Origin of the sequence: Thermoanaerobacter wiegelii Rt8.B1 (genome assembly GCF_000147695.2) — a bacterium.
Lineage (GTDB): Bacteria > Bacillota > Thermoanaerobacteria > Thermoanaerobacterales > Thermoanaerobacteraceae > Thermoanaerobacter > Thermoanaerobacter ethanolicus.
The window spans coordinates 1676404-1689131 of the sequence record NC_015958.1 but is presented as its reverse complement, the minus strand read 5'-3'; the positions used below and the strand labels follow the sequence as shown (position 1 = coordinate 1689131).

The 12728-nt window shown below is 35.4% G+C and carries 11 protein-coding genes, 2 tRNA genes and 1 other RNA gene; all 14 read left to right on the top strand.

Going from position 1 to position 12728, the window contains the following annotated elements; translation table 11 throughout:
• The first annotated feature begins 11 nt into the window (after positions 1 to 11).
• The 14 genes from tpiA to manA all read left to right on the top strand — a co-directional run bounded on the left by tpiA (position 12) and on the right by manA (position 12714).
• Complete coding sequence (tpiA, locus tag THEWI_RS08440) at positions 12 to 758, top strand: triose-phosphate isomerase (RefSeq protein ID WP_083820926.1); 747 nt, start codon at positions 12 to 14, stop codon at positions 756 to 758.
• A 12-nt stretch (positions 759 to 770) separates the two neighbouring features.
• Positions 771 to 2315 carry a 2,3-bisphosphoglycerate-independent phosphoglycerate mutase gene (gene gpmI, locus THEWI_RS08435; RefSeq protein WP_014063088.1) on the top strand — a complete coding sequence of 515 codons (1545 nt, stop codon included), beginning with the start codon at positions 771 to 773 and terminating at the stop codon, positions 2313 to 2315.
• 38 nt (positions 2316 to 2353) lie between these two features.
• On the top strand, positions 2354 to 3643 hold the full coding sequence (gene eno, locus THEWI_RS08430) for a phosphopyruvate hydratase (protein WP_003870196.1): 1290 nt from the start codon (positions 2354 to 2356) through the stop codon (positions 3641 to 3643).
• 357 nt (positions 3644 to 4000) lie between these two features.
• Positions 4001 to 4240 carry a preprotein translocase subunit SecG gene (secG, locus tag THEWI_RS08425; RefSeq protein ID WP_003870195.1) on the top strand — a complete coding sequence of 80 codons (240 nt, stop codon included), beginning with the start codon at positions 4001 to 4003 and terminating at the stop codon, positions 4238 to 4240.
• A gap of 80 nt (positions 4241 to 4320) precedes the next feature.
• Positions 4321 to 5334 carry a deoxyguanosinetriphosphate triphosphohydrolase gene (locus THEWI_RS08420; protein WP_003870194.1) on the top strand — a complete coding sequence of 338 codons (1014 nt, stop codon included), beginning with the start codon at positions 4321 to 4323 and terminating at the stop codon, positions 5332 to 5334.
• Positions 5335 to 5470: 136 nt separating this feature from the next.
• Positions 5471 to 7261: a DNA primase gene (dnaG, locus tag THEWI_RS08415; protein ID WP_014063087.1), complete on the top strand. Its 1791-nt coding sequence runs from the start codon at positions 5471 to 5473 to the stop codon at positions 7259 to 7261.
• A gap of 31 nt (positions 7262 to 7292) precedes the next feature.
• Positions 7293 to 8366 carry an RNA polymerase sigma factor RpoD gene (gene rpoD / locus THEWI_RS08410; RefSeq protein ID WP_003867211.1) on the top strand — a complete coding sequence of 358 codons (1074 nt, stop codon included), beginning with the start codon at positions 7293 to 7295 and terminating at the stop codon, positions 8364 to 8366.
• Positions 8367 to 8414: 48 nt separating this feature from the next.
• A tRNA-Asn gene (locus THEWI_RS08405) sits at positions 8415 to 8489 on the top strand.
• A gap of 6 nt (positions 8490 to 8495) precedes the next feature.
• Positions 8496 to 8571: transfer RNA gene (locus THEWI_RS08400), tRNA-Ile, on the top strand.
• Between the two features lie 63 nt (positions 8572 to 8634).
• Positions 8635 to 9339, top strand: coding sequence for a tRNA (adenine(22)-N(1))-methyltransferase (locus tag THEWI_RS08395; protein WP_003870192.1), 705 nt, complete (start codon positions 8635 to 8637; stop codon positions 9337 to 9339).
• Entirely contained in the window at positions 9299 to 10414 is a 1116-nt protein-coding gene (locus THEWI_RS08390; RefSeq protein ID WP_003870191.1) for a Nif3-like dinuclear metal center hexameric protein, read from the top strand. The genes THEWI_RS08395 and THEWI_RS08390 overlap by 41 nt, the downstream gene beginning before the upstream one ends.
• Before the next feature lie 77 nt (positions 10415 to 10491).
• An RNA gene (gene rnpB / locus THEWI_RS13700) (RNase P RNA component class A) lies at positions 10492 to 10840 on the top strand.
• Between the two features lie 150 nt (positions 10841 to 10990).
• Positions 10991 to 11692: a purine-nucleoside phosphorylase gene (gene deoD, locus THEWI_RS08385; RefSeq protein ID WP_003870190.1), complete on the top strand. Its 702-nt coding sequence runs from the start codon at positions 10991 to 10993 to the stop codon at positions 11690 to 11692.
• Positions 11693 to 11757: 65 nt separating this feature from the next.
• A complete protein-coding gene (gene manA, locus THEWI_RS08380; RefSeq protein WP_014063086.1) occupies positions 11758 to 12714 on the top strand; it encodes a mannose-6-phosphate isomerase, class I in 957 nt (318 codons plus the stop codon).
• Positions 12715 to 12728 lie beyond the last annotated feature (14 nt).

Below are 12728 nucleotides of genomic sequence, written 5' to 3'. Positions count from 1 at the left end.
GGGTGTTTGTTTTGAGAAGACCAATAATTGCAGGTAACTGGAAAATGCACATGACCCCTTCTGAAGCGGTGAAGTTAGTTGAGGAATTGATACCTCAAGTGAAAGATGCAAAAGCAGAAGTTGTAGTAATACCTCCTTTTGTGGACTTGACAGAGGTAAATAAAGTAATTCAAGGTACTAATATTCTTCTCGGAGCACAAGATATGTTTTGGGAAGAAAAGGGCGCATATACGGGGGAAATTTCACCTTTAATGCTTAAAGAGATTGGGGTGAAATATGTTGTAATAGGCCACTCTGAAAGAAGGCAGTATTTTGGTGAGACTGATGAAATGGTGAATAAAAAAGTTTTATCCGCTCTATCTCACGGCTTAAGTCCTATTGTGTGTGTAGGAGAATCTCTTTCTCAAAGAGAAGAAGGAAAAACTTTTGAAGTAGTTTTAAATCAAACTAAAGAGGCTTTAAAAGGTGTTTCCCACGATGATATTGTAAATGTAGTAATAGCTTATGAGCCAATTTGGGCTATAGGTACTGGCAAAACTGCTACAGCTAAAGATGCCAATGAAGTGATAAAAGCTATAAGGAATACTATAGCTTCCCTTTATGGAAAAGGAAAAGCAAGTTTAGTTAGGATACAGTATGGGGGGAGTGTAAAGCCCGAGAACATTTCTGAACTCATGGCAGAGAGCGATATAGACGGGGCTTTAGTAGGGGGAGCAAGTCTTGTAGCATCAGATTTTGCAAAGATTGTCAATTATTAAGGAGAGGATTATATGCCTGAAAAATTAACCATGCTAGTTATACTGGATGGGTTTGGACTATCAGACAAAAAAGAAGGAAATGCAGTATATCAAGCTAATACTCCAAATTTAGATTTTTACTTTAAAAACTATCCCCATACGATTCTTTCCGCCAGTGGCCTTGCAGTAGGACTTCCTGAGGGACAAATGGGAAACTCAGAAGTAGGGCACTTAAATATTGGAGCGGGAAGAATAGTATATCAAGAACTTACGAGAATTAGTAAAGATATAAAAGAAGGTACCTTTTTTAAGAAAAAAGAATTTTTAGATGCGATAGAAAATGTAAAGAAAAACAACTCAAAACTACATCTTTTTGGCCTTTTGTCAGATGGAGGGGTTCACAGCCACATAACTCATTTATTTGCTTTAATGAAATTGGCAAAAGAACATGGGTTAAAAGAAATATATATTCATGCTTTCTTAGATGGAAGAGATGTTCCACCCGCTTGTGCAAAGGAATATATAAAGCAGTTTGAAGAAGAGTCAAACAGGATTGGCATAGGAAAAATTGCAACGATTTCTGGAAGATATTATGCAATGGATAGAGACAAAAGATGGGATAGAACTAAAAAGGCTTATGATGCAATAGTGTTGGGAAAAGGTGTTTATGTTAATTCACCAATGGAAGCAATAGATATAGCTTATTCAAAAGACCAAACTGACGAGTTTGTAGAACCAACGGTAATTTTAGAAAATGGAAAGCCAGTTGCTACGGTAGAAGCGGGGGATTCTATAGTATTCTTCAATTTTAGACCTGACAGAGCAAGGCAACTTACCAGAGCTTTTATTGACGAGGTATTTAACCATTTTGAAAGAGAAAAAGGGTATTTGCCTGTATTCTTTGTGTCTATGACGCAATATGATGAAACCTTTGAAAACATACATGTGGCGTATAAGCCAGAAAGACTGGAGAATACTCTTGGTGAATACTTAAGTAAAAAAGGGATTAAACAGCTTAGAATTGCAGAAACAGAAAAATACGCCCATGTGACTTTCTTCTTCAACGGTGGCGTAGAAGAGCCAAATGAAGGGGAAGAAAGAATTTTAGTTCCTTCGCCTAAAGTAGCTACTTACGACCTAAAGCCAGAAATGAGCGCTTATGAGGTTACAGATACTGTAATACCTAAGATTATGTCAGATCAATATGGCTTTATTCTTTTAAACTTTGCAAATCCTGATATGGTAGGGCATACAGGAGTTTTAAATGCTGCAATAAAAGCGATTGAAGCAATAGATGAGTGCCTTGGAAGAATAGTAAATGCTGTTCAAAGTGTAGGAGGGACAATAATTATAACAGCTGACCATGGCAATGCGGAAGAGATGATTGACCCTGCGACAAAAGAGCCACAGACAGCTCATACTACAAACCCAGTTCCATTTATTGTTATAGGTGAGGGAGATATTGATTTAAGAAAAGATGGGATACTGGCTGACATTGCTCCTACAATTTTGGACATAATGAAACTACCAGTTCCTAAAGAGATGACGGGTAAATCTTTAATCATTGGAAGAAGATAAAATTTAAAATAAAATTTAAAAAGAAAGGAGAAATTGTCATGTCATCAATAATTGATATTTTTGCAAGAGAAATACTTGACTCCCGTGGAAATCCCACAGTTGAAGTAGAGGTAGAGTTAGATAGCGGTGCCGTAGGAAGAGCTGCTGTGCCTTCAGGGGCTTCTACAGGAGCTTTTGAAGCAGTTGAGTTACGAGATGGAGATAAATCAAGATATTTGGGAAAAGGAGTGCTAAAAGCTGTTCAAAATGTCAATGACATTATTGCTCCTGAGCTAATTGGCATGGAAGCACAAGACCAAGTAGCAATTGACAAAGCGATGATTGAACTAGATGGAACTCCCAATAAGAGCAAATTAGGAGCAAATGCTATCTTAGGGGTATCTTTGGCAGTGGCAAAGGCAGCAGCTGAGGAATGTGGTTTACCTTTGTATCAATACATTGGTGGAGTAAATGCAAAAACTCTTCCTGTGCCAATGATGAACATATTAAACGGTGGAAAACACGCTGATAACAATGTAGATATACAAGAGTTTATGATAATGCCTGTTGGTGCTCCAAACTTCCGTGAAGCATTAAGAATGTGTTCAGAAGTTTATCACAATTTGAAAAACGTGTTACATTCTAAAGGGTTAAGTACAACAGTTGGTGATGAAGGAGGTTTTGCTCCCAACCTTACCTCAAATGAAGAAGCTATACAAGTCATATTGGAAGCTATAGAAAAAGCGGGATATGTGCCAGGAGAAGATATAGTATTAGCATTAGATCCTGCTTCAACAGAGCTTTATAAAGAGGATGGGAAATATCATTTTGAAGGAGAAGGAATTGTAAGAACCCCCGAAGAAATGGTAGATTTTTGGGAACAACTTGTTAACAAATATCCTATTGTCTCTATTGAAGACGGTCTTGCAGAAGAAGACTGGAACGGATGGAAACTATTGACTGAAAGATTAGGCAAGAAGATACAGCTTGTAGGAGACGACTTATTTGTAACGAATACTCAAAGACTTTCAAAAGGTATAAGCATGGGAGTAGCAAATTCAATCCTTATAAAACTCAATCAAATAGGAACTTTAACAGAAACTCTTGATGCTATTGAAATGGCAAAAAGAGCAGGATATACAGCTGTTGTGTCTCACCGCTCAGGAGAGACAGAAGATTCAACAATTGCAGACCTTGTAGTTGGAGTAAATGCAGGGCAAATTAAAACTGGAGCACCTGCAAGAACTGACAGAGTCGTAAAATACAATCAGCTTTTAAGAATTGAAGAAGCTTTAGGAAGCACAGCTCAATATCTTGGCAAAAATGCTTTTTACAATGTAAAAAAGTAATTAAAAGGGGATCCAAATGGGTTCCCTTTTTTAATAGTCCGTGTAAAATTATAAGTTAGGTAATATTGCTGACATTTTGCACAAGAGAAGCGACTTGACAGCCCGGCACTCAACCGAAAATTTTAAAAAAGGAGAATAAGAGAAAGGACCAGCCCGTTCAGTTGAGTGCCGGGAAACTTAGCGAGACCGAAAGACGGAAGCGGGGCCGAATCCAAGGATAGCGGAGGCGGGCAACTATTAACTTTTGACACACACTTTTTAATTAAACCTCTTGATTAAGAGATACATTATGATATAATATAGTATGTGGTATTGTGTTTTTGACAGAGCAAAAATTAGAGATAAGGCGGTGTAAATATGCTAAAAACTGTACTTATGGTTATACAAATTTTGGTTAGCATTTTCTTGATAGTAGTTATACTTTTACAAAAGGGCAAAAGTGCAGGTATTTCTGGTGTAATTGCAGGAGGAGCAGAAACATTTTTTGGGAAAAATAAAGCTCGAACTATGGAGGGGACATTAGAAAGGCTTACAACTATAGCGGCGGCGTTGTTTATAATTTTGTCTATGGTATTGACTATAATGATGGCTAAATAAAAAAGACAGTGCATTTAGAAATGAAAAAACCCTTTATGGGTTTTTATTTTTACCACCATTAAAAAAGGCTAGGTGGTCAAATGAAAATTAGAGAAATTACAGAGGAATTAGAATATCAGCTGCTTTCTCCTTATGCGACAAAAAGCCGTGAAACTCGCGGCAGGGATAAAGAAGAGGAAAAATGCGATATAAGGACAGAATTTCAAAGAGATAGAGACAGGATTATTCATAGCAAAGCTTTTAGAAGATTGAGCCATAAAACACAAGTCTTTATTTCTCCAGAAGGTGACCATTATAGAACAAGGCTAACTCATACTTTAGAAGTAGCTCAGATCGCAAGAACAATTGCAAGAGCTTTGAGGTTAAACGAAGATTTGACAGAAGCTATTGCTTTAGGTCATGATTTAGGACATACTCCTTTTGGCCATTCTGGTGAGGAAGTTTTAAATAGACTTTTAAAAGATGGCTTTAGACATAATGAACAAAGCATTAGAGTGGTTGAGGTTTTAGAAAATGATGGAAAGGGTCTTAATTTGACTTGGGAAGTTAAGGATGGCATATGTAACCACTCTACCGCAGGAAATCCTCAGACTTTAGAGGGACAAGTAGTACAAATTTCTGATAAAATAGCATACATTAATCATGATATAGATGATGCAATAAGGGGAAAAGTTTTAAAGCCGGAGGATTTGCCAAAAGATTTAATAGGAATTTTGGGAGATAAGCATAGTAAGAGAATAGATACAATGGTAAAAGATGTTATAAATAATAGCTTAGGGAAGCCAAGAGTTTCAATGAGTAAAGAGATTTATGAGGCTACTTATAGCTTGAGGGATTTTTTATTCAAAAAAGTTTATATTGGGTCAAAAGCTAAAAAAGATGAGGAAAAAGCCAAAAGAGTAGTAGAGCAATTGTTTTATTACTTTTATGACAATATTGACAAGATGCCTCAAGAATTTATAAAACTTGCTGAGATTTATGGAAGAGAAAGAGCTGTTGCTGATTATATTGCTGGTATGACAGACAAATATGCTCTTTTAAAATACAAAGAGATTTTTTTGCCCAGTCCTTGGTTTGAGCAAAATATTTTTTGATTTTAATAAAAATTTAATAAAACCAAAGAAGGATTTTTAAATCTTTTGTCGAATATATATTGGTCGCTACTAATAAATTAATTTGGTAAAGAGGAATTTAACAATTTTTGTCGAATAGAATAATTAGGTGATATTGATGGCTTACTCAAGAGAAATGATTGAAAAGGTCATAGAAGCAAATGACATAGTAGATGTTATATCAGAGTATGTAGAACTAAAAAAAGCGGGAAAAGAATTTAAAGGTCTGTGTCCTTTTCATAGAGAAAAAACCCCATCTTTTATGGTCAGTCAAGAAAAACAGGTTTATCACTGTTTTGGCTGTAATGCCAGTGGAAATGTTGTTACTTTTATAATGGATATTGAAAATTTGACTTTTAAAGAAGCAATTGAATTTTTAGCAGATAGAGTGGGAATAACTCTTGAAGAAAGCCAACTAAGTGATCAGGAGTACCGAAGAAAGAAGCTTATTGACGAAATATATAAAATAAATAAATTAGCAGCTATGTATTTTTATAATAAGCTTTTTTCTGAAGAAGGTAGACAGGCTTTAGCTTATATAAGAAAAAGAGGTTTGACAGAAGCAACGATAAAAAAATTTGGAATAGGTTATTCACCACCTCAAGGAAATGGACTTTTAAATTTTTTAAAGGAAAAAGGCTATACAGAAAGTTTTCTGGTAAAGGCGGGACTTTTGTCTCAAAAAAATAACCGCTATTACGACAGGTTTAGAAATAGAGTAATGTTTCCTATTATAGATGTAAAGGGTAATGTTATAGGTTTTGGAGGCCGCTCTATTGATGATAGTTTGCCTAAATACTTAAACACTCCGGAGACAGAGGTCTTTAAAAAAGGCAAAACGCTATTTGCAATAAATTTTGCTAAAAAAACTCAACAAGACAAATTTATTATTGTAGAAGGATACATGGACGCTATTTCCTTACACCAAGCTGGAATAGATTGTGCTGTAGCATCTTTAGGAACCGCTTTGACAGGGGACCAAGCAAGACTCATAAAAAGGTATAAAGGAAATGTTGTAATTGCTTATGATGCGGATGAAGCTGGTATTAGTGCCGCATTAAGAGGACTTGACATTCTTGATGAATTGAATTTAAATATAAAAGTACTGACTATTCCTTATGGGAAAGACCCTGATGAGTTTATAAAAAAAGAAGGAGTAGAAGCATTTAATCAATTAATAGAAAATGCCGATAGTTTAATTGAGTTTAAAGCAAAGGTATATAGAAAAAATCTCGACCTTGATAACCCTCAAGATAGAATAATATATGTTAAAAAAATTGCAAAAGATATTGCAAAACTTTCTGATGAAGTGAAAAGGGAAGTCTATATTTCTTCAGTGGCTAAAGTTGCTCAAATATCTGAGAATGCAGTGAGAACAGAGGTTGCTCGCTTTGTCAATAGGAAAATTGAAAAAAATCAAAAAAATATGTATATGGCTGGCAAGATAAGGCATAATATATACAGTAGCAGTAGTAAAATATCACCAGAAAAGTACTTAATTGCATTGCTGCTGTATGATAATAATCTTTACAAAAGGGTGAAAGAAACAATTACTGCCGATATGCTAGAGAATGTTAAATTAAAGCCAATTTTTGAAGAAATAATGTCAAGGTTGGAGGATGGGAAAAAAACTCAAATAAATGATATTGTTTATTTATTACAAGACGAAAATCTCATATCTGATTTTAACGATATTATTAAAGCTTTTTACGAGAGTGAAAATATTACTGAACAAGCTATTGATGATATTATAAACAAGATTCTCATTAACAGTTTGGCAGTTAAAAGAGAAAAGATTAAAAGAGCCATCAATGAAGCTCATATGTTGGGGGATATAGATAAAGAAAGGCAACTTTTAATAGAATTACAAAATTGTGAAAAGGAGATGCTAAAGATAAAAAATGGCTAAAAAGAAAGAAACCCATAGGGAGGGGAAACCTATGAACAACGAAGAACTGTCTAAAGAAGCCATTACAGAACTTATCAATAAAGGAAAAAAAACTGGGATGCTCACCTACAATGAGATAATGGATTCTTTAGAAGATATTGATTTAAATCCTGACCAAATTGAGAAGGTATATGATGCTTTTGAAGACATGGGAATTGAAATTGTTGGGGAAGAACCTCGTCAGGAAGAAATAACTGAAGAAGATTTAGACTTAGACCTTTCTCTTCCTGAAGGAATCAGTATAGATGACCCTGTGAGAATGTATTTGAAGGAGATAGGCAAGATTCCTCTTCTCACTCCTGAAGAAGAGATTGAATTGGCAAAAAGAATCGAACAAGGAGACGAAGAAGCTAAAAAAAGACTTATAGAAGCCAATTTAAGATTGGTTGTAAGCATAGCAAAAAGATACGTAGGAAGAGGAATGCTTTTCTTAGATTTGATACAAGAGGGAAATTTAGGGTTACTCAAAGCAGTTGAAAAATTTGACTATAGAAAAGGCTACAAATTCAGTACTTATGCCACATGGTGGATAAGACAGGCTATAACAAGAGCTATTGCAGACCAAGCAAGAACCATAAGAATCCCTGTACACATGGTAGAAACTATCAACAAATTGATAAGAGTTCAAAGGCAATTGCTGCAGGAATTAGGTCGCGAACCTACCCCTGAAGAGTTGGCAAAAGAGATGGGTATGCCAGAAGAAAAAGTAAGAGAGATAATGAAAATAGCGCAAGAACCTGTATCTTTAGAAACTCCTATTGGGGAAGAGGAAGACAGCCACTTAGGAGATTTTATACCCGATGAAGATGCACCAGCTCCAGCAGAAGCTGCTGCTTTTACAATGCTAAAAGAACAATTGATGGATGTTCTTGATACTCTAACGCCAAGGGAAGAGAAAGTACTAAGACTTAGGTTTGGCCTTGATGACGGCCGAGCAAGAACTTTAGAGGAAGTAGGAAAAGAATTTAATGTTACAAGAGAACGCATAAGACAAATTGAGGCAAAAGCATTAAGAAAATTGAGGCATCCCAGCAGAAGCAAAAAATTAAAAGATTTCCTTGATTAAATAAGCTTCTTGACAATGGGGCAAAAATCTGTATAATTATTATTGTATTCCTCAGTAGCTCAAGGGTAGAGCAACCGGCTGTTAACCGGTAGGTTGTAGGTTCGAATCCTACCTGAGGAGCCACTTTTTGGGCCTTTAGCTCAGCTGGCAGAGCGGTCGGCTCATAACCGATTGGTCCGGGGTTCAAATCCCTGAAGGCCCACCATTTAGAGAAAAAAGCATTTAGCTTTAAATGCTTTTTTATTTTTTATACTTTTAGGAGGATTACATGAAACTTACAGAGCGATTAGGGAAAATTGCTGAATATATTCCTCATGGGTCAAAAGTTGCAGACATAGGTACTGACCATGGTTTTATTCCTGTTTACCTTATTGAAAACAAAATAGCTACCTATGTCGTTGCTTCAGATTTAAATAAAGGTTCCTTAAATAAAGCTGTAAAAGAAGTTCAGAAGCGAAATTTGCAATCTTTGATAGACACAAGGTTAGGGAATGGTCTTAATGTTTTATCTCCAGGGGAAGTAGACGTAGTTGTCATTGCAGGTATGGGAGGAATTTTGATTACAAAAATATTAGAGGAAGGAAAAGATACTGCAAAAACTATTAAGAAATTTATACTTCAACCTATGAGAGATTCAACATATTTGAGGAAATACTTAATAGAAAATGGATATAAAATTTGTGATGAGGAATTAGTGAAGGAAAATCAAAAATATTATGAAATAATAGTAGCAGAACATGGTAGACAAAAAGTCAAAAATGACATATATTATCAAGTAGGGGAAAAACTCATACAAAAAAAACATCCACTGTTAAAAGAATTTTTGCAGTATAAAATCGACAAAATGAAGAAAATCATAAATAAACTTCCTGAAACCAATGAAAAGCGTAAGCAATTAGAGGAAAAAGTAAAGAAATTCGAGGTGTTGATAAATGGGCTTGAAATGCCAAGTAATAGCTTCCATAATGGATAAACTTGCACCGCGTAAATTTGCTGAAGAGTGGGATAACGTGGGATTATTAATAGGAGATGGTTCTAAAGATATCTCAAAAGTTTTAGTAGCTTTGGATGCTACTTCTGAAGTAATTAAAGAAGCGGTTGACAAAAAAGTAGATATGATTGTAACTCATCATCCGTTAATTTTTAAGCCAATAAAAAATGTCAGAGCTGATAATCCAGTGGGCTCATTGTTAATACAACTTATTAAAAATGATATCTCGCTTTATGCAGCCCATACCTCTTTTGATATAGCTCCAAATGGGGTGAATGATATTTTGTGTAATGTCTTAGGAATATACGATAGGGAAGTTTTGGATGTCACTTATTCCGAAGGATATAAAAAAATTGCAGTTTATGTGCCACAAGGATATGAAGAAGTGGTAAGAAATGCTATGTGCAGTGCAGGCGCTGGTTTTGTTGGGAATTATAGTGATGCTACTTTTCAGGCGCGAGGCATTGGAACTTATAGACCTTTAGAAGGAACAAACCCATTCATTGGTGAAACAGGGAAACTAGAAAAAACAGAAGAAGTAAAGATAGAAACTATAGTACCTCAGAGATATTTAGAAAAAGTGGTAACTGCAATGCTGAATGTTCATCCCTATGAAGAGGTTGCTTATGATATTTATTCTTTGGAAAATGTTAAAGAAGAATATGGGCTTGGAAGAATTGGAATTATTTCAGAAACTACTTTGCAAGAATTAGCTTTACAAGTAAAAGCAAAACTTAAAATTAATAATTTAAGAGTGGTAGGAGACCTAAATAAAAAGATCAGAAAAGTGGCTGTATGTGGTGGAAGCGGTGCAAGTCTTATTCACAAAGCTGTTTCTAAAGGAGCGGATGTTTTAATAACAGCAGATATTGGCTATCACGATGCAGTAGAAGCCCAACACCTCGGATTGGCTTTAATTGATGCTGGACATTTTGCTACGGAGAATATTGCAGTCAGGTTTATTGCAGAATATATAATCGATGAAACTCAGAAACAGGGACACGAAATAGAAGTATTAATTAGTGAAAGTCAAAAAGATCCTTTTATGTATCTATAATTAGGTTGACAAAAACAGATATATATGATAATATATACTCGACTGATATTAGAAAAATATATATGAAATAACGCATGTGAGTAAGTCGGATGGCCGCGTGCGATTTCGCACGAGGAAAGTCCGAGCTCCACAGGGCAGGGTGCCGGGTAACACCCGGTGGAGGCGACTCCAAGGAAAGTGCAACAGAGATATACCGCCTGGCACTCAACTTGTTGAGTGCCAGGTAAGGGTGGAAAGGTGAGGTAAGAGCTCACCAGGGACCAGGCGACTGGTCTGCTCTGCAAACCCCACCTGGAGCAAGGCGAATAGGAGGGAGTAGGTGGCCCGCCGTTTCCCTCGGGTTATGCCGCTAGAGGTGTCAGGCAACTGACCCCCTAGATAGATGGCCATCCTCGACAGAACTCGGCTTATAGACTTGCTCACATGCATTTAAAATACCATGATTTTGTGGTATTTTTTATTTTTTATTTATACAAAATTAAAAAATTGTTTGGTCCATAAATTTTTGTTTGATTTAAAAGCTGTTTTTTGCTAATATTATATATGGGCAAAACTATTATAGAAGGAGAGATTCAGATGAGCATACATATTGGGGCTAAAGAAAACGAAATCGCTCAAACAGTGTTATTGCCAGGAGATCCTTTAAGGGCTAAATACATAGCAGAAAATTTTCTTGAAGATGTAAAATGTTACAATGAAGTTAGAGGAATGTATGGTTTTACAGGATATTATAAAGGGAAAAGAGTGTCAGTTCAAGGGACAGGCATGGGAGTACCTTCTTTATCTATTTATGTAAATGAGCTTATAACCAGTTACAACGTGAAAAATCTTATAAGAATAGGTACTTGTGGTTCTTTGCAGCCAGATATCAAACTCAGAGATATAGTAATTGCCATGAGCTCTTCAACAGACTCTGCAATAAATAAGATTAGATTTAATGGCATGGATTATGCTCCTACAGCAAGTTTTAAATTATTGAAAAAAGCCTATGATAAAGCAATGGAGTTAGGAATACAACCTAAAGTAGGAAATATTCTTACAACGGATACTTTTTATAATGATGACCCAGACAGTTGGAAACTATGGGCGAAGTTTGGTGTTTTGGCAGTAGAAATGGAAACTGCAGGACTATATACTTTGGCTGCTAAGTACAATGTAGATGCTCTTACAATATTGACAGTGAGCGATAGCTTGGTTACCGGAGAAGCAACGACAGCTGAAGAAAGGCAAAAGACTTTTATGGACATGGTGAAAATTGCACTAGAAATAGCTGAATAATTTTTTAAAAGAGGATAACCTTGTTTATCCTCTTTTAAAATAATTGAAAAAGGAGCTGATAGTTGATGAAACCTTTAAAATTTAAGCCTATTTTTATGGAGAGAATATGGGGAGGTACTGCATTAAGAGATAAATTTGGATTTGATATTCCCGAGGGTAAAAAAATTGGAGAATTGTGGACAATATCTGACAATAGAACAGCTGTTAGTGTAATTGAAGGTGGAGAATTTAATGGCCAAAAACTAAGTGATATAGCCTACAAATTTTTTGAGGATATATACGGTAAAGGGGTAAATTATGAGAGATTTCCTTTACTTATCAAAATAATTGATGCACAAGACAAACTTTCTGTCCAAGTTCATCCAGATGATGAATATGCTTTTAAATACGAAAATGGCGATTCTGGAAAAACAGAGATGTGGTATATAATAGATGCAAAACCAGGGGCTAAACTTGTATGTGGTTTAAAGGAAGAAACTACAAAAGAAGAATTTAAAAGGCTATTGGAGGAAGAAAGATTAGAAGAATGTTTAAAAGAAATAGAAGTAAAGCCAGGAGATGTGGTTTACATACCTTCAGGGATGGTGCATGCTATAGGTGAAGGCATACTTATTTGTGAAATTCAACAAAATTCAGACCTCACCTATAGAGTATATGATTACAATAGAGTAGATGAATTCGGGAGGAAAAGGAAGTTACATATAGAAAAAGCATTAGATGTTATAGATTTTAATTTAAAAACAGATAAAATAATACCTGAATTTAAAGGAATACAAGGCGGACGCATATCTCATGTTGTTAAATCTCCATATTTTCAGGTAAGTATAATTGAAATAAATGAAGAAGTAAAAATAGATACAGAAGGAGAATTTAACACTTTAACAGCTGTAGAAGGAAATTGTAAAATTGACTATTATGAAGGTACTGTTGAATTAAAGGCAGGAGAAACTGTATTAATACCTGCTTCTATTCCAAGTTATACAATAGAGGGCAATTGCAAGGTGCTCAAAGCTTATATATAGAAAGCGTAAATATT